Genomic DNA, 26,724 nt, shown 5'->3' on the forward strand with positions numbered 1-26,724 from the left:
CAGCGGTCCATCCGGCCTCCTGCCAGGCCCGTTCCCCGGGGCCGTGGTGGCGGCTCTACGCTGCGACGCGACAAAGTATAGACAGCCAGCGTGGATTGCTCAACGGAAATCTTCACTTTACTCACACAATAGTAGAACAAAAAAGGCCAGTCACAAGGACCGGCCCTGGCACTATTGCGTGCACGTCTTGTCAGCCTGGAATCATCCTCAGCGCTTGAGCAAGGCGTGCAGGATGATGGCACCGAAAGTCGCGGTCCCGATGCCACCCAGTGCGAAGCCGCCCATCTTCAGGGTGAAGTCGCCGGCCCCCAGCACCAGCGTGACAGCCGCCACGATCAGGTTGGTATTGTTGGAAAAATCGACCTTGTTCTCGACCCAGATGCGCGCACCGGAGACCGTGATGAGCCCGAACACCACGATCGACACGCCGCCCAGCACCGCACCAGGAATGGTCAGGATCACCGCGCCGAACTTGGGCGAGAAACCCAGCAGGATGGCAATGACCGCCGCCACCACGAACACCAGCGTGGAATAGATCCGGGTGACGGCCATCACGCCGATGTTCTCCGCATAGGTGGTCACGCCAGTCCCACCCACGCTGCCCGAGAGCATGGTGGCCAGGCCGTCGCCGATGAAGGCGCGGCCGATGTAGCGGTCCAGATTCTGACCGGTCATGGCCGAGACGGCCTTGATGTGGCCCAGGTTCTCGGCCACCAGGATGATGGCCACCGGCGCCAGCAGGGCCATGGCCCCAGCGTGGAACACCGGCGTAGCAAAGTGCGGCACACCGAACCAGGCGGCATTGGCCACGCCAGCAAAGTCGATCGGCTTGCCCAGGCCCAGGCCATTGGCCAGCACCGCATAGAGCGCATAGGCCAGCAGCAACCCGATCAAGATCAAGAGACGCTGCAACATGCCGCGCGTAAACACCGCCACGAAGCCCACGCAGAGAATGGTGGCCAGCGCCATCCAGCTATCGAAGCTACTGCCGGACACGCCCTTGACGGCAATCGGTGCCAGGTTCAGGCCAATCACCGCCACCACCGCACCGGTCACCACCGGCGGCATCAGCGACTCGATCCAGCGCGTGCCCACGCCCGAGACGATCAGGCCGAGCACCGCATAGAGCGCACCACAAGCGATGATGCCGCCCAGCGCCACACCCAGGTTGGCGTTGGGGCCGGAACCGGCGTAACCGGTCACGGCAATGACCAACCCGATGAAGGAAAAGCTCGACCCCAGGTAGCTCGGCACGCGCCCACCCACCATCAGGAAGAACAGCAGCGTCCCCACGCCCGACATCAGGATCGCCAGGTTGGGATCGAAACCCATGAGCAGCGGCGCCAGCACGGTCGAACCGAACATGGCCACCACGTGCTGCACGCCCATGGCCACCGTCTGCGGCGCAGGCAGCCGCTCATCGGCGGCGATCACGGCCCCCTGGCCGTCGTTGGTGCTTTGGCGCAGCCGCCATTGGGGGAAATACGAACCCGACATGGAGATCCCTTTCGTTGTGGATATTTTTGAATTATTGGTATCAATGGAACGGGGGCTAGTGTATTGAGCGCTCGCACAAATAACAATTGCTGCGGTACTGCATCGCCCAAAAAATCTGTAAAAGATTTCGGGATGCCGCTGCGCTGCCACTCGACGGTGCAAAAACATTGGCTGCACCAGCCCCATGCCCCAAAAACAGACCGGCTGTTTGCGCAAAACGCCATCGCATTGCCGGCCCCCATCCTGGGAACATGTGATAATCGTTCAGCTTGGCCGGCACCACACAAGCTGGTGCCACCCGGCATCCCTCGACTATGCACTGGAGACCTACATGATCCTGGAACTGGCGGATATCCGCATCCAACCCGGCAAGCAAGCTGAATTCGACGAAGCCATCCAGCGTGGCCTGGCGCAGACCATCAGCAAGGCCCGTGGCTATCTCGGCCACAAGGTGCAAAAAGGCATCGAGTCGCCCGAGCGTTACCTGCTCATGGTGTACTGGGCCACCCTGGAAAACCATACCGTGGATTTCCGTGAATCGCCCGCCTTCACCGAATGGCGCGGCATCGTCGGCCCGTTCTTCGCTGGCGCCCCACAGGTCGAACATTTTGCCCTACTGACCGAATCGGCCTGAACAGGCCCTCGCAACACACCGTCCCGGCAGCGCCACCACCCCAGGCGCTGTGGAACGTTTGCGGCGCGCCCGGAACTAAAGGGCGTATCACGCAGGGGCGGGCTCCACCGGCTACCGCCCACCCGAGGACACGACATGCGCCGGCCACGACCGCGCAGGAACACCAGAATGACCACACTGCCCCGCTTTGCCTTCTCCCCCGCACGCCATCTGCGCGCCGGCGCCTGTGCGCTGGGCATGTTGCTGGCTCTGTCCGGCTGCCACAATTTCAGCGGCGACGAACAGCAACAAGCCGACGTGATCGGCGACTTCTACCGCATCCATCTCAAGAACGCTGCCCCCGGCCTACCCTCGGCCGATGAACTCAAGCAGTTCCAGCCGCTGGTCAGCCGCGCGCTGTATGCCCTGCTGACCCGTGCCGAAGCCGCCGAAGCGCGCTACGTGAGCGCCGCGGGCGGCGTGGCCGCGCCCCTCATCGAAGGCGACCTGTTCACCTCACTCTATGAAGGCGCCACCTCCTTCGCCGTGCAATCCTGCGATAGCGAAAACGACCGCGCCTCCTGCCAGGTGACTTTCCGCTACCAGAAACAAGGCAGCGACGAAACCTGGAACGACAAGATCCTGCTGGTACGCGAAGAGCGCCAGTGGCGCATCGATGACATCGAATTCATTGGCAACGACCAGTCTTCCCAGCGCGAATACCTGAGCGACAACCTCAACGACGCCATCCAGCAGGCCGAGTAACATCGCCGCCACGGCCGCTGTTCCTGCCGGATGAGCCGCCCCGCCTCGTCTGAGGCAGGCCGCGGTGGAATTGGCGGCTTTTTGGCGATGTGTTCCGGGCCTTCCGGCTGAGGTAGGCAAGCTATCCTTGCCACTTGGAATGCTTGTCGCTTTGCCCACACCATGGGCCGGCAGGCCAGATGCAATAAAGTACCCAGAAAACAACATCACAACGAATCAACACGTCGCCGCGCACGCGAATGGCCCAGGGAGAATCGGATTGAAGCGCATCGGTAAGACACTCATCGTCGCCGCCAGCCTGCTGCTTGCAGCGTGCTCGGCCAATGAAGAGGGCAAGGCCAAGGAGCTGGTCACGGAGTTCTACCAGACCCATGCCTCCAACCGCCCCGCGGGCGCCCTGACCCTGCGCGAATTGATCACTTTCCGCCGTTTCCTGTCGGTACCGCTGTTCGACCTGTTGAAGGATGTCTCGGTGGCTCAGGAAGCGCGCACCGCCCAGTCCGCCGCCGACCAGGCTACCGATCCTGATGCCGAACCGCTGCCGCCGCTGGTACAGGGTGACCTCTTCACGGGCAACCCGAACGGCGCCTCCACCTTCCGCATCCTCCAGTGCGAAGCGCAGGAACAGGCCGCCAACTGTGCAGTGGAACTGATCTTCAGCGACGCCAAGCTGCAATCGCCCATCAAATGGACCGACAAGGTCGACCTGAGCCGCGACGCCCGCGGCTGGGTGATCGACAACATCCACTACGCCGGCGGCAACCCGCCCATGCGCAGCGGCACCCTGCAAGATGTCATGCGCAAGATCTTGCAACGCGATACCGCACCGTTGGCGCCGGTGCAATAAGCACGGCGCTATCCCGCTACGGCCCCAAAAATCCTTCGAAAAATCGAGCTTGCTCTCGCCCTGGCCTGCCTTGCATGGCTGCGCCTGCCGCGCAAAGCTCTATAATCGCGCGATTCCATAGAGAACGCCGCCGCGATGTCCAATCACACCTTCCTCTGGCACGACTACGAAACCTTTGGCGCCGTGCCGCGCCGCGACCGTCCCGCGCAGTTCGCTGCCGTGCGCACCGATGCCGAGCTCAACGAGATCGGCGAAGCCATCATGATCTATTGCAAGCCGGCCCCGGACTACCTGCCCGACCCGATATCCTGCCTGATCACCGGCATCACCCCGCAGCATTGCCTGCAACACGGCCTGCCCGAGCATGAGTTCGCCGCCCGCATCGAACAGACACTGGGCGAGCCCGGCACCATTGGCGTGGGCTATAACACCATCCGCTTCGACGATGAAGTCACGCGCTTCATGTTCTGGCGCAACCTGATCGACCCGTATGCCCGCGAATGGGCAAATGGCTGCGGCCGCTGGGATTTGCTGGACGTGGTGCGGCTGACCTACGCACTGCGCCCGCAGGGCATCACCTGGCCGAAGAAGGAAGACGGCAGCGTCAGCTTCAAGCTGGAAGACCTCTCCAAAGCCAATGGCCTGGTCCACGAAGCGGCCCACGATGCGCTCTCGGATGTGCGCGCCACCATTGCACTGGCGCGCCTGATCCGCCAGAACAACCCGCGCCTGTTCGACTTCGCCCTGGCCCTGCACAAGAAGGATAAGGCCGCCGCCGAGATCGGCCTGCCTGTGGCCAAGCCCTTCCTGCATGTCTCGGGCATGTTCCCGGTGGCCAATGGCTGCCTGGCGTTGATGTGGCCGCTGGGGATGCATCCGACCAACAAGAACGAAGTGATCGCCTGGGATCTCGGCTACGACCCCAGCGAACTGGCCGGCCTGGATGCGGCCGCGGTGCGCCAACGCATGTTCACCAAGCGTGATGAACTGCCCGAAGGCATGACCCGCCTGCCGATCAAGAGCATCCACCTCAACAAGTCACCGATGGTGGTGGGCAACCTCAAGACCCTCACTACCGAGCGCGCCGCCGAGCTCAATATCGACGTCCAAGCCGCCCTGCGTCACGCCGACCTGGCCGCCGCCCTGCCCGACCTGGCGCCGCTGTGGCGCCAGGTCTACCAGCGCGACAGTGAGGCGGCTGCAGACGTAGATGAAGATTTGTACGGCGGCTTCATCGGCAATGGCGACCGCCGCCAGTTGACGCAACTGCGCGCCCTGCCACCGCAGGCGCTGGCCACCGCCAGCGTGGCCTTCGACGACATGCGACTAAATGAAGTTTTGTTCCGCTATCGCGCACGCAACTTCCCCCAGACCTTGAGCCCCGACGAAGCCCAGCACTGGGAAGAACACCGCGCCGCCCGACTGTTCGAAGGGGCCGGCGGTGCGCGCACCATCGCGCAACTGTTCGAGCAGATCGACCAGTTACAGGAAGAGTCCGATGACGAACGCACCCAGGACATCCTGGGTGCGCTGTATGACTATGCGGAAATGATTGCGCCAGCCCATCAGTGAGACCGGCACGGGAAGAGACTCATTCGGTGGCGGGAGCGGGAGCCGCATCTGCTCCCGCAGCGGCCTTCCCCTGCGACTTGAGCTTCATGATGAACTCGCGAAACGCCGGCTGAATCTCAGCGAACAGCGGATGCTTGCGGTTCTTGAGCATCACCTCGCCGAACAGCTTGATGCCCAGCGCCAGTTGCGCACTGGTATCGTCGTCGAACTGCCCGCGACCACGCAGGCGGGAGACGATACTGAAGATATCGTCATGATTGCCTGCCTCGAAACGCAGGGGCTCGTGCAAGACCTGTCCCTCCGAGGCGGTAGCCAGGTGTTCCAGGGTGATGCGGTAGCGATGTTCTCTCATGTGAATTTCCTTTCCTGATTCGCGAGGCGCCCGTTCAGACGCGTTCTACCGCCACGGCAGCGCGGTCGATGATGTCGATGATGGCGTGCAGCTCTTCCTTTTCCAACTTGCCCTTGGCCAGCCGGGTATGCAGGGCCAGGCGGAAGTTCTGCACAGCACGCTGCAGCTCTGGCGCATCGGCGTCGGGACGTTCCTGACGCCGCAGTTCGAACTTGCGCAGCACCTGCTGCAGCAGCTCGGCGTTATCCTTTTCTTCCAGGTGGGTCTTGCCTTCGGGGCTGATGGTGTAGAGCTTCTTGCCGCCATCTTCGCCCTGCACCGAGGCATGGCCCATTTCTTCCAGCAGGGTCAGGGTCGGGTAGATCACGCCGGGGCTGGGGCTGTAGCCGCCACCGACCAGTTGCTCGATGGCCTTGATCATGTCGTAACCGTGGCGCGGCTTTTCCTGCAACAGGTGCAGCATCACGATGCGCAGCGCGCCCTGCTCGAACATGCGCGCACCGCGTCCGCCTCCTTCGCGGCCACGCGGGCCGTGGTGGCCGCGCGGACCACGCGCTTCATCTTGCTCGAACATGCCGCCGCCATGATGGGTGCGCTCATGACGCTGGTGCTTGGGACCATGGCCGGGCTGGCCATGGTGGCTGAATAAATGCTTGAACATGGTGCTTCCTTCTTGTCGGGTTGCAAAATGCAGCGACTGACGCACGCTGCGTGTCGATCGATATAGTCAAGATATATCTTTATATCGAGCATTTCAAGATATATCTTAATAATATTTTTTATTTCTTTTTAGCAATCGCCCGAGAACAACGCCGCTCAACACAAGGATTCAAGCAGCCGGCCAGGAGGGATCAGCGCTGACCGCCATGCCAGCGCGCCACCTGTTGCAGGCAACTGCGCAGGTCGCCCTGCACCAGTTGGGCGGCATGGGCCAGCATCAGGTTGCGTGGCAGGCCGAAGTCTTCGATGAGCATCCCGTCCAGGCAATAACCGGGCTCGCCCTGGGGCAACTGATGCAGCAAGTCCTGGGTGGGGGTGTTGTAGCACCACACCTTCTTGCCGCGCCCCACCGCGTAGCCGATTTCGAAGACGGTGCCGGAATCAGGCTCATGTCCCCGAAAATTGCGGACATTGGCCACCACGTAATCGGCCGATTCGATCAAGGCCACGTTGATCTCATAGATGCGACGGGCGATGTCGGCCTTGCTCTCGCCCGTGACTTCATCATCTCCCGGGCACAGCGCCACCAGCCCCAGTTCGGTGCACCACTGCTTGATGCGCAGCTTGTACTGGGCATAGTCGCGCTGGAACACATCGGGGCCGGCCAGATAGATGCGGGGCTGCTGGGTCATGGTTCATCCTGTCGTTTGGTCAGAGGGCAGCATAGCGCAAAGCGCAGCACGCCTCTCAACGCTGGGATGCGAGCATCTCGGCACGGTCGAAATCGGCCGCGAAGTCATCGACCCGCACGCTCTGCTCAGCATAGTGGGCAAAGGTATCCAGCGCCTCCCTCTCCTGCGCCGAGATCAGGCTGCGTTCCAGCGCCAGTGCACTCCAGGCCGGCAATTCCGGGAGGTTCTGCGGCATCGTGGGCAGCTTGCCGTCCTTGATGTCCTGCTTCAGGCGATGCTCCAGTTGCTGTACCACAGGCGTGAGAACGAAGGCCTGCTCGCCGCAGGCCAGCGGGTCGCCCTCGCGCGGCAGGTAGGCATCGGCCAGCAGGCGATTGCGGCTCTCGCCAGGGGTCTGCATGGCCTTGGCCACGCACGTGCCCAGCACATCGGAGGGCTTGCGATAGGGTCGGCCCAGCGGGAAGATCAGTCCCCGCAACAGAAACGCGATGAAGGGATTGGGGAAGTTATGCAAGACCTCGATGATGGCTTCCTGGGCGCGATTCAACGCATCCTGCACCGACCAGTCTACATAGGGCAGGTCAGCTTCCTGCCGGCCCTCATCCTCGAAACGCTTCAACACCGCCGACACCAGATAGAGCTGCGAGAGCACATCCCCCAGCCGCGCGGAAATGCGCTCACGGAACTTGAGCGTGCCGCCCAGCACACCCATACTGACATCGGTCAACAGCGCAAAGGCCGATGACAGGTGCACCACCGCCCGGACATAACTCTGGGTAGCACGCCCGGCGTGGCGGCTGGCTGGCAGCAGCCAGCCGCCGCTCAAGCCGCCCACCAGGCTGCGTGCCGCATTGGCGGCCACGAAGGAGAGATGCGCAAAGAGCAGCCGGTCGAACTCCTGCAAGGCGCGTTGACGATCTTCATCGGCGGCAGCCGCCAGTTCCTTCAACACATAGGGATGGCAGCGAATCGCGCCCTGCCCGAAGATGATCAGGCAGCGCGTGAGGATATTGGCGCCCTCCACGGTGATGGCGATCGGCACCTGCTGGTAGGCCCGCGCCAGGAAATTGCCGGGCCCCATGCAGATGCCCTTGCCGCCGATGATGTCCATGCCATCGTTGACCACGATACGTCCGCGCTCGGTGACGTGGTATTTGGAAATGGCCGAGATCACCGAGGGCTTCTCGCCCGCATCCACCGCCAGTGCCGACAGGCGTCGCGTGGCGTCCATCATGTAGAGATGTCCTCCCATGCGCGCCAATGCTTCCTGCACCCCTTCGAACTTGCCGATCTCGATCCTGAACTGGCGCCGCGTGGCAGTATAGGCGCTGGTGCCGCGCACGGCCATCTTGGAAAAACCGACGCTGGAAGACGGCAGCGAAATGGCCCGCCCCGCCGCCAGGCATTCCATCAACATGCGCCAACCGCGCCCCACTTGCTGCGCACCACCGATCACCCACTCCATCGGGATGAACACGTCCTTTCCCTCGGTGGGGCCGTTCTGGAATACCGCATTCAAGGGCCAGTGACGACGGCCGGTGACGACGCCCGGATGATCGGTGGGAATCAGTGCGCAGGTAATGCCCGGCTCGGCAGAACCACCCAGCAGGCCATCCGGGTCGCGCACGCGAAAGGCCAGACCCAGCACGGTGGCCATCGGCGCCAGCGTGATGTAGCGCTTGCGCCAGGTGACGCGAAAGCCCAATGTTTCGCAGCCCTCATGCTCGCCCTTGCAGACGATGCCGATGTCGGGAATGGCTGCCGCATCCGAACCCGCATAGGGACTGGTGAGCGCAAAGCAGGGAATTTCCAGGCCCTGCGCCAGGCGCGGCAGGTAGTGGCGCTTCTGGGCCTCGGTCCCATAGTGCAACAGCAGTTCGGCCGGGCCCAGCGAATTGGGCACCATCACCGCAATGGCCGCGGTCGAACTGCGCGAGCCCAGCTTCATCACCACCTGCGAATGCATATAGGCCGAGAACTGCTTGCCGCCGTACTGGCGTGGAATGATCATGCCCAGGAAACCCTTGTCCTTGATGAATTGCCAGGCCTCGGGCGGCAGGTCTTGCGTCTTCACGCTGGTCTCCCAGTCACTGACCATGGCGCAGAGCTGCTCCACTTCATTGTCCAGGAAAGCCTGTTCCTCCGGCGTCAGGCGCGGCGCAGGCAACTCGAACAGGCGCCGCCAGTCGGGCTTGCCCGAGAACAACTCGGCATCCCACCAGACCGTCCCGGCCTCGATGGCATCACGCTCGGTGGCCGACATGCCGGGCATGATCTTGCGAAACAGATCCAGAGCCGGGCGCGTCATCAGCGACTGGCGCACCGACTTGATGGCCACCAGCAAGGTCGGCGTCAACGACAGCAGGGCCAGCAGCACCAGCACCGGCAATTCGATCCCGGCCAGGCGCGCGCCCAGCCAGAGCAGCACCACCTCGGCAGCCAGCCAGACCCAGGCACTAGCACGCAGCAGCATCAGGGCCAGCGTGCTTGCAATGAGAACAATGAGCCAGATGATCATGTCGCCTCCTGTGCTGTTGCCGTCGTTGTCATCGATGCGGGAGTTCTGCCATTGTGACACCTAATACCGCCTGCTCCTTGTTACACCATACCCCGCGAGCTCTGCCGCTGGAATCGGACAGCACAACCCTTCCCGGTCAGACAACACCCGACAAGCCGGCAGCACACGTCATCCATTACAATCCCGGCATTGCAGACAGCCGCACTGAGGAACGCATCATGAAATGGGAAGGCAATCGCGAAAGCGACAACGTGGAAGACCGCCGCGGTGAAGAGGGCGGCGGAGGTGGCGGCTTTGGCTTCGGTGGTCGTTCCATCGGCCTGGGCACGGTGGCCGTGGCGCTGGTAGCTTCCTACTTCCTGGGCATCAATCCGCTGACCATGCTCAATCTGCTCTCCGGCGGTGGCGCGCCGGCCCCCGTGCAGCAGGCGCCCGCGCACAAACCCTCGCCCAACGACCAGATGGCGCACTTCGTCTCCACCGTGCTGGCCGATACCGAAGACACCTGGGGCCAGATCTTCGCCAACAATGGCAAGCAATACGTGCGCCCCAAGCTGGTACTGTTCTCCGGCAGCACGCCCACCGCCTGCGGCACCGGCCAGACCGCCACCGGCCCCTTCTATTGCCCGGGCGACCAGAAGGTCTACATCGATCTGTCGTTCTATGAATTGATGAAGCAGCGCTTCAAGGTCTCCGGCAATTTCGCCCAGGCCTATGTGATCGCCCATGAAGTGGGGCACCACGTACAGCACCTGATGGGCATTTCCGACAAGGTCGATGCGGCCCGCCGCAACGCCACCGAGAAGCAGGCCAATGCCATGTCGGTGCGGCTGGAGTTGCAGGCCGACTGCTTTGCGGGTGTGTGGGCCTATCACGCCAACCAGGCGCGCCACATCCTGGAAGAAGGCGACATCGAAGACGCCCTGCACGCTGCCTCGGCCATCGGCGACGACGCCCTGCAACGCCAGGCACGCGGCGTGGTGGTCCCCGATTCCTTCACCCACGGCAGCTCGGCCCAACGCGTGGCGTGGTTCAAACGCGGCATTGCCGCAGGCAAGGTCAGTGCCTGCAATACCTTCGCCACCAAGGAACTCTGATTATCTGAATTCACAACAAGGAGACACAACGCATGACCCTGGCTGACTGGTGCATCCTGATCGCCGGCTTGATGCCGGTGCTGACCATTGCGGTAGCCAAGTATGGCCGCCGCGATTTCGACAATGCCGAACCGCGCGCCTGGCTGGACCAGCAGACCGGCCTGCGCCGCCGCGCCGACTACGCACACCGCAACCACTTCGAAGCCTTCCCCTTCTTTGCCGCGGCCGTGCTGGTGGCGCAGCAGGTCGGTGCGCCGCAAGCTCAGATCGACATCGCCGCACTGGTCTTCATTGCGGCACGCATTCTCTACACCGTGCTGTACCTGACGGACAAGCCTTCAGCCCGCTCGGCGGTCTGGATCGTTGGCTATCTGAGCGTGATCGCGCTGTTCGTCATTGCGGCACGCGCCTGAAACGGGCGAGACGATACGCCATCCCCACCGGAAGAACTAGTTCTCCCGGCCTCCCCTCTCCTCCTTCTTTCTTCACCTTCCTCACCGTCGGACCAATGTTGCCTGCTCGCCGTGATCGATAAGCTGGACTTCATCGATCACCATCCGCAGGAGGCTTCATGTCCGACCAAAGCCGGGCCTATGGCGTACTGGGTTCCAGTACGCTGGCCTTTACCGTCTGTTTCACCATCTGGGTGATGTTCGGGGTCATCGGCATTCCCATCAAGAATGCCCTGCACCTGAACGAAACCGAATTCGGTCTGCTCACCGCCATGCCGGTGCTGACCGGCTCCCTCATCCGCGTCCCTCTGGGCATCTGGACCGACCGCTATGGCGGACGCATCGTGTTCTTCATTCTGATGCTCTGCACGGTGCTGCCGATCTGGCTGATTTCCTACGCCACCGCGTTCTGGCACTTCCTGGTGCTGGGCCTGTTCGTGGGCTTGGCCGGTGGTTCCTTCTCGGTCGGTACGCCCTATGTGGCGCGCTGGTTCAAGAAGGAGCGCCAGGGCCTGGCCATGGGCGTGTTCGGTGCCGGCAATTCGGGCGCGGCAGTCAACAAATTCATCGCTCCGGCCCTCATCGCCGCCGGCGGCTGGGTCCTGGTGCCGCAGGTGTATGCCGGCCTGATGCTGGCGGCAGCCTTGATCTTCTGGTTCTGCTCGGCCACCAATCCCAGCCACCAGGTGGCCTCCGATACCCGCTTCATCGATCAGCTCCGTATGCTCAAGGAGCCCAAGGTCTGGCGCTACTGCCAGTATTACTCGGTGGTGTTCGGCGGCTACGTCGGCCTGAGCCTGTGGATGGTCAAGTACTACGTCACCGAATACGGTTTCGACATCCAGCACGCCGCCCTGCTGGCCGCCTGCTTCTCGCTGCCGGGCGGCGTACTGCGCGCCATGGGCGGCTGGCTCTCCGACAAGTACGGCGCCTACAAGGTCACCTGGTACGTGATGTGGATCTGCTGGGTGGCGTTCTTCCTGCTGTCCTATCCACAGACCGATTTCACCATCCAGACCGTGAACGGCCCGCAACGCTTTCACATCGGCTTGAATCCAGTGCTCTTCACGGTGCTGCTGTTCGTGGTGGGCGTGGCCATGGCCGTGGGCAAGGCTTCGGTCTTCAAGTTCATCTCGGACGACTACAGCAGCAACATCGGCGCCGTCTCCGGCATCGTCGGCCTGGCCGGCGGGCTGGGCGGCTTCATCCTGCCCATCCTCTTTGGTATCGCCCTGGACCTGACCGGTGTGCGCAGCTCCTGCTTCATGCTGCTCTACGGCACGGTCTGCTGCTCGCTCGTCTGGATGCATTTCCAGTTCCGCCGCGAGCCGACGCCGACCTCGTCGGACGCGCTGCCAAGCCATTGATCCCTTTCCCTGACAAGGACTCATCATGAATCACGTATTACAACGCTGGGAACCCGAAAATCCCGAGTTCTGGCACCAGCAGGGCCAAGCCGTCGCCCGCCGCAATCTGTGGATCTCGATCCCCTGCCTGATGCTGGCCTTCGCAGTCTGGATGCTGTGGAGCGTGGTGGCGGCCAACCTGGACAAGGCCGGCTTTCATTTCAGCAAAGATCAGCTGTTCTTCCTGACCGCCTTGCCGGCGCTCTCAGGGGCCACGCTGCGCATCTTCTATTCCTTCCTGGTGCCGGTCTTCGGTGGTCGCAAATGGACCGCCATTTCCACCGCCAGCCTCCTGATCCCGGCCATCGGCATGGGCCTGGCGCTGCAGGACCCGAGCACCAGTTATTCCACCCTGTTGGGGCTGGCGCTGCTGTGCGGGCTGGGGGGCGGCAACTTCAGTTCCAGCATGGCCAACATCAGCTTCTTCTTCCCCAAGGCGCGCAAGGGTTACGCCACCGGGATGAATGCCGGCATCGGCAACCTGGGCGTGTCGGTGGTGCAGTTCGTTACACCGATGGTGATTTCTTCGGCGGTGTTCGCCGTCTCCATTTCGGGGCAGGGTTTCCTCTTCCACGACCCCAAGAGCGGTGTGGAGAGCACCTTCTGGCTGGCCAATGCCGGTTTCATCTGGGTACCCTTCATCATCGCGGCCACGCTGGCGGCCTGGTTCGGTATGAATGACATCGCCTCGGCGCAGGCCTCGCTGGCCGACCAGGCGGTGATCTTCAAGCGCAAGCACAACTGGCTCATGTGCTGGCTGTACGTAGGCACCTTCGGTTCCTTCATCGGTTTTTCGGCGGCCTTTGCGATGCTGATCAAGGCTGAATTTCCTGAGATTGCGGTGGCGCAGTATGCCTTCCTCGGCCCCTTGGCCGGCGCCCTGGCGCGTCCCTTGGGCGGCATGTTGTCCGACCGCATCGGCGGTGCGCGCCTGACCTTGTGGGTGTTCCTGGCCATGGGCCTGGCCATCCTGCTGGGCATCCTGCCGGCCTTGCATACGCACCAGTTCACGCTGTTCCTGGCCTCCTTCATCATCATGTTCATCCTGACCGGACTGGGCAATGGCTCGACCTTCTGCATGATCCCGCTGATCTTCCAGACCGAGCGCGAACGCGCCGCCCAGCGCCAGGGTGGGGGTGAGGCCGCCCTGCAGCAGGCGCGCCTGGATGCGGCCAAGGAATCAGCCGCCGTGCTGGGCTTCTCGGGCGCCATCGGGGCCTATGGCGGCTTCTTCATCCCGCAAAGCTTCGGTACTTCCATTCGCATGACCGGCGCACCTGACATGGCCATGTTCATCTTCGTGGGCTTCTACGCCAGCTGCATGTTGATCACCTGGTGGTACTACGCACGCCGGGGTGCGGAGATGCCTTGCTGAGAACGGACCTAGTTCTTTCGAACTAGTCGGACTAGTCCGCCTGAAGAAGCCAGTGGCACAAGCTGGCGAATAGGCGCGACCACGCAGCTTGCCTACACTTTTCTACAGTCAACGCAGGTGGAATGTCCACCCACGCAACCGAGGATTCACGATGAGTCATTTTCTGGACCGATTGAAGTTCATGTCACGGGTGAAGTCCACCTTCGCCGATGGACATGGCGCCGTGGTCAACGAAGACCGCCAATGGGAAAACGCCTACCGCAGCCGCTGGCAGCATGACAAGGAGGTACGTTCCACGCACGGGGTCAACTGCACCGGCTCCTGCTCCTGGAAGGTCTATGTCAAGAACGGCCTGATCACCTGGGAAACCCAGCAGACCGACTATCCACGCACCCGTCCCGACCTGCCCAACCATGAGCCGCGCGGCTGCCCGCGCGGAGCTTCATATAGCTGGTACGTCTACTCGGCGCAGCGCGTGAAATACCCGATGATCCGTGGCCGCCTCATGCAGTTGTGGCAGGAAGCACGCCGCACCCTGAGCCCGGTCGAGGCCTGGGCCGCCATCACCAGCGACGCCGCCAAGGCTACCAGCTACAAGTCGGTACGCGGCCTGGGCGGCTTCGTGCGTGCCGACTGGGATACCGCCAACGAAATCATCGCCGCCGCCAATGCCTACACCATCAAGCAATACGGCCCGGACCGGGTGATCGGCTTCTCGCCCATCCCGGCCATGTCGATGGTCTCCTATGCGGCCGGTGCACGGTATCTCAGCCTGATCGGTGGCGTGCCGCTGTCCTTCTACGACTGGTACTGCGACCTGCCGCCGGCCAGCCCGCAAATCTGGGGCGAGCAGACCGACGTGCCGGAATCGGCCGACTGGTACAACTCCACCTACCTGATGGTATGGGGTTCCAACGTGCCGCAGACTCGCACGCCTGACGCCCACTTCTATACCGAGGTGCGCTATAAGGGGACCAAGACCGTGGCGGTGTCCTCCGACTTCGGCGAGATGGTCAAGTTCGGCGACATCTGGCTGGCGCCCAAGCAAGGCACCGACGCCGCCCTGGCTATGGCCATGGGCCACGTGGTGCTCAAGGAATTCCACCAGGCCCGGCCCTCGGCCTACTTCCGTTCCTACGTCAAGCAATACACCGACATGCCCATGCTGGTGCGGCTGGTACAGCGCGACGGCCACTACCTGCCGGATCACCTGCTGCGTGCCTCGCAATTGCCGGACCAGCTTGAAGAAGCCAACAATGCCGACTGGAAGTCGCTGACCATCGATGCCAGCACCGGCCAGATCGTCGCCCCCAACGGCTCCATTGGCTACCGCTGGGGCGAAGGCCAGGTCAATGACGGCGCCAAGGTCGGCCGCTGGAACCTGGAAAGCCGCGATGGCCATTCGGGCCGCGAGATCGACCCGCTGCTCTCGCTGGTGGCGCAGCACGATGAAGTGGTCACGGTCGCCTTCAACTACTTCGGCGGCGACGATGCCCAGCCGCTGGCGCTGCGCCAAGTGCCGGTGCGCCACGTGCGCCTGGCCGATGGCAGCACCGCGCTGGTGGCGACCGTGCATGACTTGATGATGGCCAACTACGGCGTCGACCAAGGCCTGGGCGGGGAGATTGCCCGCAGCTACGATGACGATGTGCCCTACACCCCGGCCTGGCAGGAAAAGCATACCGGCGTCAAACGCGAACTGGTGATTCAGGTGGCGCGCGAATTCGCCCAGAATGCCCACGACACCCAGGGCAAGAGCATGGTCATCGTCGGTGCGGCGCTGAACCACTGGTACCACAACGACATGATCTATCGCGGCATCATCAACCTGCTGATGATGTGCGGCTGCATCGGCAAGTCCGGTGGCGGTTGGGCGCATTACGTGGGACAGGAAAAGCTGCGTCCGCAGTTCGGCTGGGCACCGCTGGCCTTCGCCACCGACTGGGTGCGCCCGCCGCGCCAGATGAATGGCACCAGCTTCTTCTATGCCCATACCAGCCAGTGGCGCCATGAAAAGCTGGGTATCGATGAAATCGTCGCGCCCACGGCGGACAAGGACAAGCTGTCCTCCATGAGCATGATCGACATGAACGCCAAGTCCGAACGCATGGGCTGGCTGCCCTCGGCCCCGCAACTGGAAACCAATCCGCTGGACATCTGCGACAACGCCCGCGCCATGGGCCAGACGCCGCAGGATTACCTCAAGGAAGCGCTCAAGTCGGGCACCGTCAACATGAGCTGCGACGACCCCGACAACCCGAAGAACTTCCCGCGCAACATGTTCGTCTGGCGCTCCAACATCCTGGGCAGTTCAGGCAAGGGACACGAGTATTTCCTGAAATATCTGCTGGGTACCCAGAACGCCCTGTTCGACAACCCCGACGAAGCCATCAAACCCAGTGAGGTCAAGTACCGCGAGCAAGCCGCCGAAGGCAAGCTGGACCTGCTGGTGACGCTGGACTTCCGCATGAGCACCACCTGCCTGTACGCCGACATCGTACTGCCCACCGCCACCTGGTATGAAAAGGATGACCTGAACACTTCCGACATGCATCCCTTCATCCATCCGTTGTCCGAAGCGGTGCAGCCGCTGTGGGAGAGCAAGACCGACTGGGAAATCTACAAGGGCATCGCCAAAAAATTCAGCGAGATCGGTGGTGACTATCTCGGCACCCGCAGCGACATCGTGCTGCAACCGCTGATGCACGACACTCCGGCCGAACTGGGCCAGCCCTTCGAACCCAAGGACTGGAAGAAGGGTGAATGCGACCTCATCCCTGGCAAGACCGCCCCCAACTTCGTGGTGGTGGAACGCAACTACAAGGATATCTACAAGAAATTCACCTCGATCGGTCCGCTGCTGGACAAGCTGGGCAACGGCGGCAAGGGCATCAACTGGCAGACCGGCCATGAAGTGGGCGAACTGGCTGCCCTGAACAAGCGCGTCACCGAACCCGGCGTGAGCCAGGGCCGGCCGCGCCTAGACAGTGCGATCGATGCCTGCGAGATGATCCTTTCCTTCGCGCCGGAAACCAATGGTCACGTCGCCGTCAAGGCTTGGGAAGCGCTGGGCAAGATCACCGGGCGCGACCACACGCACCTGGCGGTCGGGCGCGAACACGACAAGATCCGTTTCCGAGACGTACAGGCGCAGCCACGCAAGATCATCTCGGCGCCCACCTGGTCTGGCCTGGAATCGGAAGAAGTCAGCTACAACGCCGGCTATACCAACGTGCATGAACTGATCCCCTGGCGCACCCTCACCGGCCGCCAGCAGTTCTACCAGGATCACCGCTGGATGCTGGATTTCGGCGAAGGCCTGTGCGTCTACAAGCCGGCCGTCGATACCAAGACGGTAGCGCCGATGCTCAACCGCCAGCCCAATGGCGAAAAGGAGATCGTGCTCAACTTCCTCACGCCGCACCAGAAGTGGGGCATCCACTCCACCTATTCGGACAACCTGCGCATGTTGACCTTGAGTCGCGGCGGGCCGCACGTGTGGATCTCGGAAGACGATGCCAAAGCGGCCGGCCTGGTGGACAACGACTGGGTGGAAGTCTTCAACAGCAACGGCACGCTGACCGCGCGCGTGGTGGTGAGCCAGCGCATCCCGGGCGGCATGTGCCTGATGTATCACGCGCAGGAAAAGATCGTGAATACCCCCGGTGCGCAACTGAGCGGCAAGCGCGGCGGCATCCACAACTCGGTCACGCGGGCGGTGCTCAAACCCACCCACATGATCGGCGGCTATGCGCAACTGTCGTATGGCTTCAACTACTACGGCACGGTGGGCAGCAACCGCGATGAATTCATCGTATTGCGCAAGATGAACAAGGTGGACTGGCTGGATGGCCGCAAGCAAGAAAGGACTGCATCATGAGAATTCGCGCACAAGTGGGCATGGTGCTCAACCTGGACAAGTGCATCGGTTGCCACACCTGCTCGGTGACCTGCAAGAACGTCTGGACCAGCCGCGATGGCGTGGAATACGCCTGGTTCAACAATGTCGAGACCAAGCCTGGCATCGGTTATCCAAAGCAATGGGAAAACCAGAAGAAGTGGAACGGCGGCTGGCTGCGCAATGCCAGCGGCAAGCTGGAACCGAAACAGGGTGGCCGCGTGCGCATCCTGGCCAATCTGTTCGCCAACCCCAACCTGCCGGCCATCGACGATTACTACGAACCCTTCACCTACGACTACGAGCACCTGCAAAAGGCCCCGCTAATGGCCACCCCGCCGACGGCGCGGCCGGTGTCGGTACTGACCGGCAAGAAGATGGACAAGATCACCTGGGGCCCCAACTGGGAAGACGACCTCGGTGGCGAATTCAGCGCGCGCAGCAAGGATGCCCTCTTCGAAGGGGTGCAGAAGGAAATGCACAGCACCTTCGAATCGACCTTCATGATGTATCTGCCGCGCCTGTGCGAACACTGCCTGAATCCGGCCTGCGTGGCCTCCTGCCCCTCGGGTTCGATCTACAAGCGCGAGGATGACGGCATCGTGCTGGTGGACCAGGACAAGTGCCGTGGGTGGCGTATGTGCATCTCCGGCTGCCCCTACAAGAAGATTTATTACAACTGGAGCTCCGGCAAGGCCGAGAAATGCACCTTCTGCTATCCACGCATCGAAGCCGGCCAACCTACCGTGTGCTCAGAAACCTGCGTGGGCCGTATCCGCTACCTCGGCGTGCTGCTCTACGACGCCGACAAGATCGAAGCCGCCGCCTCGGTGGCCGATGAGCAGAACCTGTACCAGGCGCAACTGGACTGCTTCCTCGATCCGCACGACCCGGCCGTGATCGCCGAGGCGCGGCGCCAGGGCATTGCCGAGAGCTGGCTGGAGTCGGCCCGCAGATCGCCGGTGTACAAGATGGCGCTGCAATGGAAGATCGCCTTCCCGCTGCACCCGGAATACCGCACCCTGCCGATGGTCTGGTACGTACCGCCGCTGTCACCCATCCAGAAGGCCGCCGAGGCCGGTCACATGGGCATGACCGGCATCATTCCCGATGTGAAGTCGCTGCGCATTCCGGTGCGCTACCTGGCCAACCTGCTGACCGCCGGCAAGGAGGCGCCGATCCTGAGCGCGCTCGAACGCCTGCTGGCCATGCGCGCCTACAAGCGTGCCGAGACCGTGCACGGCCAGAAAGATGAGGCCGTGCTGCAACAGGTCGGCTTGACCCCGGCCGAGGTCGAGGACATGTACCAGACCCTGGCCATCGCCAACTATGAAGACCGCTTCGTGGTGCCGTCCTCGCACAAGGAAATGGTGGAAGACAGCTTCAACGACAAGGGCAGTTGCGGCTTCACCTTCGGCAATGGCTGCTCGGGCGGGGTCTCGGACGGCAGCCTGTTCGGCAAGAAACCGCAAGGCAGCGTGATCTTCGTGGATATGCCCAAGTCGCGCAAGAAGACCGCCCTCACCGAATGAACGGAGACCACACCATGTCCAAGCAACTTCACCCGGCTGCCGAGACCGCCAAGCTGTATCGCATCCTCTCGGCGCTGATGAGCTATCCGCAAGCGGACCTGATTGCGGCCCTGCCCGAGATCGGCTTGGCAGTGCAAGCCGAACCGACCCACCGGAGCGCCTTGCAGCCGCTGCTGGATCATCTGGCCGGTACGCCCCTGATCGACTTGCAGGAAGCTTATGTCGATACCTTCGACCGTAGCCATGCGCTCTCGCTGCATCTGTTCGAGCACATCCATGGCGAAAGCCGCGACCGTGGCCAGGCCATGGTCGATCTGCTGGAGGAATATCGCGCCCATGGCATGGAACCGGCCGCGAACGAACTGCCCGATTACGTGCCGCTGTTCCTGGAATTCCTGAGCCTGCTGGAACCGGCCGCGGCCGAGAAACTGCTGGGCGAAGCCATTCACGTGCTGGCCGCCATCGGCCTGCGCTTGCAGAAGCGGGAGCACCCCTACTCCAGCCTGTTCCTGCTGCTGACCACCCTGACCGAGGTCGAACCCCGCGAACAGGACGAACCACCGGTGCGCGACATGGATGAAGCCATGGAAGTCTTCGGCCCTGGTGCCGATGGCGTGGAACCACTGCTCAAACCGGCCATGGGCGGGGTGCAGCCGCTGCATTTCCATCCCCGGCCAGCGGCCAGACCGGCCAGCCAGAGCAGTCATTGAGCCCAGTCCATCCAATCGCCTGAATCGGGAGATCATCATGAATTACCTGCATCAATTCCTCTACGGAATCTATCCCTACATCGCGCTGGTCGTGTTCCTGCTGGGCAGCCTGGTGCGCTTCGAGCGCGAGCAGTACACCTGGAAGAGCGACTCTTCGCAACTGCTGCACGCCGGTCGTCTGCGGCTGGGCAATCTCCTGTTCCATGTGGGCGTACTGGGACTGTTCTTCGGTCACTTGGTGGGCTTGCTCACCCCGGTGGCGGTGTGGGATGCCATTGGTGTCACGCACAGCTTCAAGCAAGCGGTAGCCATGCTCGCCGGCGGCGTGTTCGGCACGCTCTGCCTGCTGGGCTTGCTGATCCTGATCCACCGCCGCTGGACCGATGCGCGCATCGCCGCCGTCACCCGTCCGTCCGACAAGCTCCTGCTGCTGTGGCTGCTGGTCACGCTGGGGCTGGGCTTGTCCACCATCGCCGAATCGGCCCAGCATCGCGATGGTCACATGATGGTGCTGCTGATGACCTGGGCCCAGCACATCATCACCCTGCGCGGCGATGCGGCCAGCTTCATCGAGGCAGCACCGCTGCTGTTCAAGCTACACCTCTTCATGGGACTCACGCTCTTCGTGATCTTCCCCTTCACGCGGCTGGTGCACGTTTGGAGCGGCTTTGCTTCGGTCACCTATCTGGGCCGCGCCTGGCAACTGGTGCGTCCGCGCTGAACCAGGAGAATCACCATGCCCGTAATCGTCAACGAATACGAACTGAGCGACGCCGAGATGGCGCAGGAACTCGCTGCCCGCGCCGAAGAAGAAGCTGATCTGCACGCGGCCATGACCACGCTGGTGCTGCGCCGGCTGTTGCTGGAACAGGCACAGCAACTGGGCCTGGAACAAGACGACGAAGACGCCCGCATCGAAGCCCTGCTGCAACGCGAAGTCCATGCACCGCTGCCGGACGAGGAAGAATGCCGACGCCACTACCAGGCCGCGCCGGACCGCTTCCGTGTGGGCGCACTGGCTGAGGTCAGCCATATCCTGTTCCAGGTCACCGAAGGAGTGGACCTGGCGGCATTGCGCCTACACGCCGAATCGGTCTTGGCCGAATCGCTGGCGCAACCGCAGCGCTTCGCGGAATTGGCTGTGATCAACTCCAACTGTCCCTCCGGCGCCCAGGGCGGCAGCCTGGGGCAGATCACGCGCGGCGCCTGCGTGCCTGAATTCGAGAAGGCCGTCTTCGCTGCCCAGGCCGGCGCCATCCTCCCGCGTCTGGTGGAAAGCCGCTTCGGCCTGCACATCGTCCAGCTTGGCCGCAAATTCGACGGCCAGGCTCTGCCCTTCGAGGCCGTGCGCGAGAACATCGCCCAGGCCCTGCAACGCGCCAGCTTCGACCGCGCCGTGCGTCAGTACCTGCAATTACTGGTCGGCCGCGCCCGCATCTCCGGCATCGACCTGCCGGGCACCGGTACGCCGCTGGTGCAATGACACTGACTGAATCATCATGTCCTTCCCCCCTTTACCTACCGACCGGCCGGCGCTGCAAGACCGCTTCGGCCGCCGCATCAGCTATGTCCGGCTGTCGGTCACCGATCGCTGTGACCTGCGCTGCAGCTACTGTATGCCCAAGGGTTTTAACGGCTTCGAGGAGCCGGCCAATTGGCTCAGTTTCGATGAGATCAGCCGCGTCATCGGCGCCTTCGCCCGGCCGGGCGTGGGCCGGGTACGGCTGACCGGGGGCGAGCCGCTGTTGCGACGCCACTTGCCGATGCTGGCAGCGCAACTGTCGGCACTGCCAGGGGTGGAGGAATTATCCCTGTCCACCAATGCCACGCAGATGCACAAGCACGCCCAGGACTTGCGCGCGGCGGGCGTGACGCGCATCAACGTCAGCCTGGATAGCCTGGAGCGCGCCTGCGTCACCCGCATCACCGGGCGCGACAGCCTGGGGAACGTCATGGCCGGATTGGCTGCAGCCAAGGCGGCGGGCTTTGCACCCATCAAGGTCAACATGGTGGTACTGCGCGGCGTCAATGAAGCAGAAATCCCGCGCATGGCCGAGTTCTGCTTCGAACAAGGGTTCATCCTGCGCCTGATCGAGGCCATGCCCATGGGCCAGACCGGGCGCCACAGCGGCACCGTCGATATCGGCCCGATCCGCGAGCAACTGGTGGCGCGCTTCGGCCTGCAACCGCTGGCCGCCGAACTGGGCGGCGGGCCGGCGCGCTACTGGCAGCGCGCCGATGGTGACGGGGCCATCGGATTCATCTCGCCCATCAGCCAGCATTTCTGCGCCACTTGCAACCGCGTGCGCGTGTCGGTGGATGGCACGCTCTACCTCTGCCTGGGCCAGGAGGCGCGCGTCGAGCTGCGTCCCCTGCTGCGTGCCGGGATCGATGATGCGGGCCTGGAAGAGGCCATCCGCCTGGCCATCGAACTGAAACCGGAACGCCATGAATTCCAGGAACAGCCGCACAAGATCATTCGTTTCATGTCCCAGACCGGGGGCTGAAGCGCAGGAGCAAGACCGCACAAAAAGTGCAGGAAAATTGACTTGCCCCCCGTGATTTTCACCCCGCGAAGGCATAGACTGCCTGCTCGCCCGCCGCCCGGAACCGCCATGCCCTCTCCTGCCGCCCCGCTGCTACCCTTGCCGCCCCACAAGCGGCTGACCTTCCGCATCCTGCTGATGACCCTGGTCGGCCTGGGCCTGACCATGACGGCCATCGGCTATACCCTGCTACTGTCCTGGCAACTGGAAGGCGGCGGTACCGTCATCAACGAAGCCGGCAGCCTGCGGATGCGCTCCTACCAACTGGGACTGGCGCTGGAACACCAACAGGCGCGTGACACTGTGCAGCACGATATCGAGCGCTTCAGCCAGATCCTGGCGATGTTGCAGACCGGGCAAACCGGACAGCCCAGCTTCGTGCCATCACGCGGCCCCATCCATGAGCAATTGCTGCAGGTACAAGGCCAGTGGCAACAACGTATGCAAGTCCACGCCAGGGATGTGTTGCAGGCGGACGATGCTCAGCAACGCCAGCAGGCGCTGGCGCAATACCTGCAGGAGCTGCCCGATTTCGTGGGCGAGATCAATCTGCTGGTGGCCCTAGTGGAAGCCGACCTGGCCGGCAAGACCACCTGGCTGCGGCTGTGCCAGACGGCGCTGATCTTCCTGGCGCTGGCCGCCAGCATCGCCGTGCTGTACCTGCTCTACCTGTGGATCGTCGGCCCCGTGCGGCGCTTGCAGGTGGGTATTGCACGCATGTCGCAAAACGACCTGGACGTGCGGCTGGCCATCGACAGCGAAGATGAGTTCGGTCAACTGGCGCGCGGCTTCAACCAGATGGCCGATCACGTGCAGGGGGTACACCGCACGCTGGAAGAACGGGTGGCGGACAAAACCGCACGCCTGCGCGAGCAGAATGAAGAAGTCGGCACGCTCTATGAAATCACCGACTTCCTCTCCGGGGCGCATGCCATCGAGGCCCTGTGCAGCGGCTTCCTGCGCCGCATCATGCAACGCATCCAGGCCGATGGCGGCACGGTGCGCATCCTCGATGAACGCGGCAACCTGTATATCGCGGTGCATGAGGGCATTTCCGAACGCATCATCGATGAAGAACGTTGCCTCAAGGTCGGCGATTGCCTGTGCGGGACCGCGACCTCGCAGGGCATCATCCTGGTGCGCGACTTCCGCGAACTGGACCAGCAGCGCCGCTATCGCTGCCAGGAAGAAGGCGCGGTATCGCTGGGCATCTTCCAGATCCAGGTGCGCGAACAGGTCATCGGCAGCTTTTCGCTGCATTTCTCGCGCGAACGCCATATCAGCGAAGAAGAACGCCGGCTGTTGGAAACCCTGGGCCGGCACCTGGGCTCGGCCATCGAAAACCAGCGCCTGATTGCGCGCGAAAAGGAATTCGCGGTTTCCCACGAGCGCAACCTGATGGCCCAAGGCCTGCACGACAGCATTGCCCAGGGCTTGAACTTCCTGAACCTGCAGGTGCAGATGCTGGAAGATTCGCTGGCCCGCGAAGACTTGGCCGAGATCCGCGACATCGCGCCCCTGCTGCGCGCCGGCGTGCAGGAAAACTATGAAGACGTGCGCGAGCTACTGTTGAACTTCCGCAGCCGCCTGCAGGACAGCGATCTGGAATCCGAGATGCGCAAAGCGGTCGAGAAACTGCAACGCCAGAGCGGCTTGCAGGGCGACATCGAGATTACCGGCGACGGCCCGCCGCTGGCGCCGGAGCAACAATTGCAGGTGCTGTTCATCCTGCAGGAAGCCCTGTCCAACATCCGCAAGCACGCCCAGGCCAGCCGGGTCAGGATCGAGGTCGACAATGGCCGCGACTTCTGCCTCACGGTCAGCGACGATGGCCACGGCTTCCAGCTCGACCAGGCGCGCGCAAAAGGTAGCGAACACGTGGGCTTGCGCATCATGCAGGAGCGCGCCGAACGGCTGGGCGCGCATCTGGACATCGCCAGCCAGCCCGGCGCCGGCACCCGCATCACCGTCAGGCTGATGCGTGAGGAACGCCTGGTAGCCTGAGCGCAGTATCGAATTTTCAATGGAGCAGTCGCCGCATGAGCATCCGCATTCTCCTGGTCGATGACCATACCCTGTTTCGCAGCGGCATCCGCCTGCTGCTGCAACGCCATCCCGAATTCGAGGTCGTGGGCGAGGCCGTCGATGGACTGGATGGCGTCAAGCGCGCCCGCCAGCTGCGTCCCGACGTGGTGCTGATGGATCTGAACATGCCCGGTCTGTCGGGCCTGGAAGCCATGCAATTGATCGTGGAGGACTTGCCGGAGACGGCCGTACTGATGCTGTCGGTCTCGGAAGAAGCCGAAGACCTCAGCACCGCCCTGCACAATGGCGCGGCCGGCTATCTGCTCAAGAACATCGAAGCCGATTACCTGGTGCAGGCCATCAAGCGCGCTGCTGCTGGAGAGCCGGTCATCTCGGAGGCGATGACGGCCAAGCTGGTGATGCAATTCCGGGCCGCCAGGCCGGGGGTTGCAGGCGATATGAAGGAAAAATTGACCGCGCGCGAACGCGAAACGATGCGCTGCGTCGCACAGGGCCAGAGCAACAAGGAAATCGCCCGCAGCCTGGACGTGGCCGAGAGCACTGTGAAGATTCATGTACAGAACATCCTCAAGAAGCTCAACCTGAGCAGCCGGGTCCAGATTGCGGTGTATGCTGTGGAACACGGCCTGGACAAAACGCCCTGAGCGGCGTACCGTACCGCTCCCCCGCGCCTGATGCGGGCGGCATTTCCGAAAGAAAGCATATGCAAAAGATCACCTTCCCGCTGCAAGGCCATCCCTACGTCGAGCTCAACCAATTGCTCAAACTCTGCGGCCTGTGCGACAGCGGCGGCGCCGGCAAGCAACTGGTGGCCGACGGCCAGGTCAAGGTCGATGGCAAGCCCGAGAGCCGCAAGACCTGCAAGATCAGCGCCGGGCAGAAGGTCAGCTTGGGCGATGTCCAGATCACGGTCACCGAACAATGAGCCAGGCCGCCGTCGACGCCCTGCTGGACTTCTGGTTCGGCCCGCAGTGGGATACCCTGCCGGCGCACCAGGTGGCCGAACGTCAGAAAAAACTCTGGTGGAGCAAGAACCCGGACATCGACGCCGAATGCCGCCAGCGTTTCGAGCCACTGCTCAAGCAAGCGGCCGCCAACCAACTGGACGACTGGACTGAAACGCCGCGCTCCATGCTGGCGCTGATCGTGTTGCTGGACCAGATTCCGCGCAACATCTACCGCGACACAGCACAAGCCTTCGCCTTCGATGAACTGGCACACCAGTGCTGCCACCTGGCGCTGGCCATGGGACTGGACCAGGCCTTGCCGGCCATCGCCCGGGTGTTCATCTACCTGCCGCTGGAACATACTGAAGACCTGGATGACCAGCAGTACGTGGTGCAATTGATGCGGACCCTGGCCAAAGCCGCCAGCGGCGAGGACAAACCGGCCTTCGATGGCTATGCCGACTACGCCAGGCGGCATCACGCGGTGATCGAACGCTTCGGCCGCTTCCCGCATCGCAACCGCATCCTGGGCCGCACATCCACCCCGGAAGAAACCGAATTCCTGACGCAACCGGGCTCCTCCTTCTGAAGTTTTCGAGAACTGCGGACTGATTCGGACTTTTGCTGGAGCGTCATTTTCTTTTGCCATAGACTCGCGGGCTTTCCTTTCCAGGAGCTCCCATGCGTGGTCGCTGCCGTGGTTTCTCGATGATCGAAGTGCTGGTGGCCATGCTGGTCATCGGCACGGGCGCCCTGGCCATGGTGATGCTGCAATTGCACGCCCTGCGCAGCAGCCAGGATAGCGGCCTGCACGCCCGCGCCACGCTGATGGCGCAAGAACTGGCCGAACTGCGCAGCGCCATGCCGCATCCTGTAGGCACATCTGATCCCTTCCTGTTTTCCTTAAGCCCCGGCAAGGCGCTGCCGGCCCAGGTCGATTGCGAACTGGCCGCCTGCAGCCCCAGCGACTTCACCCGCGCCGCGTTGGCCGACTGGACCGGGCGCCTGGTCCGCGATTTCCCGCACGCGCGCGTGACGGTGTGCCGTGATGGCCGCAGCCGCACGCCGGAGGACTGGCAATGCGATGACCAAGGCAGTGCCCCGGTAGTACTCAAGCTGGGCTGGCGCCGCATCGGTGCAGCCACGCCCTCCACCGTGGCCAGCGCCCCGCTGCTGACCCTGGTACTGGGCCACTGAAC

24 protein-coding genes are annotated in these 26,724 nt (G+C 63.0%); 19 read left to right on the forward strand and 5 right to left on the reverse strand.

Annotated elements, in window-relative coordinates:
* Nucleotides 1-207: 207 nt before the first annotated feature.
* Nucleotides 208-1,497, reverse strand: coding sequence for a solute carrier family 23 protein (locus tag RC54_RS19230; RefSeq protein ID WP_058896510.1), 1,290 nt, complete (start codon nucleotides 1,495-1,497; stop codon nucleotides 208-210).
* A gap of 331 nt (nucleotides 1,498-1,828) precedes the next feature.
* Between RC54_RS19230 and RC54_RS19235 the strand changes: the two genes are divergently transcribed.
* The 4 genes from RC54_RS19235 (at nucleotide 1,829) to sbcB (ending at nucleotide 5,294) form a co-directional block, all read left to right on the forward strand.
* Nucleotides 1,829-2,131 carry an antibiotic biosynthesis monooxygenase family protein gene (locus tag RC54_RS19235; RefSeq protein WP_008331444.1) on the forward strand — a complete coding sequence of 101 codons (303 nt, stop codon included), beginning with the start codon at nucleotides 1,829-1,831 and terminating at the stop codon, nucleotides 2,129-2,131.
* Between the two features lie 168 nt (nucleotides 2,132-2,299).
* The gene (locus RC54_RS19240) at nucleotides 2,300-2,875 is read left to right on the forward strand and encodes a DUF3828 domain-containing protein (protein WP_058896511.1); all 576 of its coding nucleotides are present in this window, start codon (nucleotides 2,300-2,302) and stop codon (nucleotides 2,873-2,875) included.
* Nucleotides 2,876-3,134: 259 nt separating this feature from the next.
* Nucleotides 3,135-3,722, forward strand: a complete 588-nt coding sequence (locus tag RC54_RS19245; protein WP_061788733.1) for a YqhG/Tai3 family protein — start codon at nucleotides 3,135-3,137, stop codon at nucleotides 3,720-3,722.
* A gap of 135 nt (nucleotides 3,723-3,857) precedes the next feature.
* Nucleotides 3,858-5,294, forward strand: coding sequence for an exodeoxyribonuclease I (sbcB, locus tag RC54_RS19250; RefSeq protein ID WP_058896513.1), 1,437 nt, complete (start codon nucleotides 3,858-3,860; stop codon nucleotides 5,292-5,294).
* A gap of 19 nt (nucleotides 5,295-5,313) precedes the next feature.
* Here the strand turns inward: sbcB and RC54_RS19255 are convergent, their stop codons facing one another.
* The 4 genes from RC54_RS19255 to RC54_RS19270 form a co-directional block, all read right to left on the reverse strand.
* Complete coding sequence (locus tag RC54_RS19255) at nucleotides 5,314-5,646, reverse strand: DUF3861 domain-containing protein (protein WP_061788732.1); 333 nt, start codon at nucleotides 5,644-5,646, stop codon at nucleotides 5,314-5,316.
* 34 nt (nucleotides 5,647-5,680) lie between these two features.
* A complete protein-coding gene (locus RC54_RS19260) occupies nucleotides 5,681-6,307 on the reverse strand; it encodes a PadR family transcriptional regulator (protein ID WP_058896515.1) in 627 nt (208 codons plus the stop codon).
* 190 nt (nucleotides 6,308-6,497) lie between these two features.
* Nucleotides 6,498-6,998, reverse strand: coding sequence for a nucleoside 2-deoxyribosyltransferase (locus RC54_RS19265; RefSeq protein WP_058896516.1), 501 nt, complete (start codon nucleotides 6,996-6,998; stop codon nucleotides 6,498-6,500).
* 55 nt (nucleotides 6,999-7,053) lie between these two features.
* Nucleotides 7,054-9,516 (reverse strand): acyl-CoA dehydrogenase, encoded by a 2,463-nt coding sequence (locus tag RC54_RS19270; protein WP_061788731.1) that lies wholly within the window; start codon nucleotides 9,514-9,516, stop codon nucleotides 7,054-7,056.
* A 218-nt stretch (nucleotides 9,517-9,734) separates the two neighbouring features.
* Between RC54_RS19270 and ypfJ the strand changes: the two genes are divergently transcribed.
* The 15 genes from ypfJ to pilV all read left to right on the forward strand — a co-directional run bounded on the left by ypfJ (nucleotide 9,735) and on the right by pilV (nucleotide 26,722).
* A complete protein-coding gene (gene ypfJ / locus RC54_RS19275) occupies nucleotides 9,735-10,613 on the forward strand; it encodes a KPN_02809 family neutral zinc metallopeptidase (protein ID WP_061788730.1) in 879 nt (292 codons plus the stop codon).
* A 32-nt stretch (nucleotides 10,614-10,645) separates the two neighbouring features.
* On the forward strand, nucleotides 10,646-11,026 hold the full coding sequence (locus RC54_RS19280; protein ID WP_058896519.1) for an MAPEG family protein: 381 nt from the start codon (nucleotides 10,646-10,648) through the stop codon (nucleotides 11,024-11,026).
* 158 nt (nucleotides 11,027-11,184) lie between these two features.
* Nucleotides 11,185-12,432, forward strand: coding sequence for an MFS transporter (locus RC54_RS19285; protein WP_058896520.1), 1,248 nt, complete (start codon nucleotides 11,185-11,187; stop codon nucleotides 12,430-12,432).
* A 25-nt stretch (nucleotides 12,433-12,457) separates the two neighbouring features.
* A complete protein-coding gene (locus RC54_RS19290) occupies nucleotides 12,458-13,846 on the forward strand; it encodes a NarK family nitrate/nitrite MFS transporter (protein ID WP_058896521.1) in 1,389 nt (462 codons plus the stop codon).
* Between the two features lie 151 nt (nucleotides 13,847-13,997).
* The gene (locus RC54_RS19295; RefSeq protein ID WP_061788729.1) at nucleotides 13,998-17,726 is read left to right on the forward strand and encodes a nitrate reductase subunit alpha; all 3,729 of its coding nucleotides are present in this window, start codon (nucleotides 13,998-14,000) and stop codon (nucleotides 17,724-17,726) included.
* A complete protein-coding gene (narH, locus tag RC54_RS19300; protein WP_061788728.1) occupies nucleotides 17,723-19,276 on the forward strand; it encodes a nitrate reductase subunit beta in 1,554 nt (517 codons plus the stop codon). Before RC54_RS19295 ends, narH begins: the two co-directional genes overlap by 4 nt.
* 14 nt (nucleotides 19,277-19,290) lie before the next feature.
* Nucleotides 19,291-19,986, forward strand: a complete 696-nt coding sequence (narJ, locus tag RC54_RS19305; protein ID WP_058896524.1) for a nitrate reductase molybdenum cofactor assembly chaperone — start codon at nucleotides 19,291-19,293, stop codon at nucleotides 19,984-19,986.
* Nucleotides 19,987-20,023: 37 nt separating this feature from the next.
* The gene (gene narI, locus RC54_RS19310; protein WP_017452087.1) at nucleotides 20,024-20,707 is read left to right on the forward strand and encodes a respiratory nitrate reductase subunit gamma; all 684 of its coding nucleotides are present in this window, start codon (nucleotides 20,024-20,026) and stop codon (nucleotides 20,705-20,707) included.
* A gap of 15 nt (nucleotides 20,708-20,722) precedes the next feature.
* A complete protein-coding gene (locus RC54_RS19315) occupies nucleotides 20,723-21,469 on the forward strand; it encodes a peptidylprolyl isomerase (protein WP_058896525.1) in 747 nt (248 codons plus the stop codon).
* A gap of 16 nt (nucleotides 21,470-21,485) precedes the next feature.
* Entirely contained in the window at nucleotides 21,486-22,493 is a 1,008-nt protein-coding gene (gene moaA, locus RC54_RS19320) for a GTP 3',8-cyclase MoaA (protein ID WP_061788727.1), read from the forward strand.
* Nucleotides 22,494-22,601: 108 nt separating this feature from the next.
* A complete protein-coding gene (locus RC54_RS19325) occupies nucleotides 22,602-24,536 on the forward strand; it encodes a type IV pili methyl-accepting chemotaxis transducer N-terminal domain-containing protein (RefSeq protein WP_058896527.1) in 1,935 nt (644 codons plus the stop codon).
* A gap of 35 nt (nucleotides 24,537-24,571) precedes the next feature.
* Nucleotides 24,572-25,222 (forward strand): response regulator, encoded by a 651-nt coding sequence (locus RC54_RS19330; protein ID WP_058896528.1) that lies wholly within the window; start codon nucleotides 24,572-24,574, stop codon nucleotides 25,220-25,222.
* 59 nt (nucleotides 25,223-25,281) lie between these two features.
* Nucleotides 25,282-25,503 carry an RNA-binding S4 domain-containing protein gene (locus RC54_RS19335; RefSeq protein ID WP_017452082.1) on the forward strand — a complete coding sequence of 74 codons (222 nt, stop codon included), beginning with the start codon at nucleotides 25,282-25,284 and terminating at the stop codon, nucleotides 25,501-25,503.
* On the forward strand, nucleotides 25,500-26,114 hold the full coding sequence (locus RC54_RS19340) for a DUF924 family protein (protein ID WP_058896529.1): 615 nt from the start codon (nucleotides 25,500-25,502) through the stop codon (nucleotides 26,112-26,114). The genes RC54_RS19335 and RC54_RS19340 overlap by 4 nt, the downstream gene beginning before the upstream one ends.
* A 92-nt stretch (nucleotides 26,115-26,206) precedes the next feature.
* Nucleotides 26,207-26,722, forward strand: a complete 516-nt coding sequence (gene pilV, locus RC54_RS19345) for a type IV pilus modification protein PilV (protein WP_061788726.1) — start codon at nucleotides 26,207-26,209, stop codon at nucleotides 26,720-26,722.
* Nucleotides 26,723-26,724: the final 2 nt, after the last annotated feature.

This window comes from Herbaspirillum rubrisubalbicans, assembly GCF_003719195.1.
Lineage (GTDB): Bacteria > Pseudomonadota > Gammaproteobacteria > Burkholderiales > Burkholderiaceae_D > Herbaspirillum > Herbaspirillum rubrisubalbicans.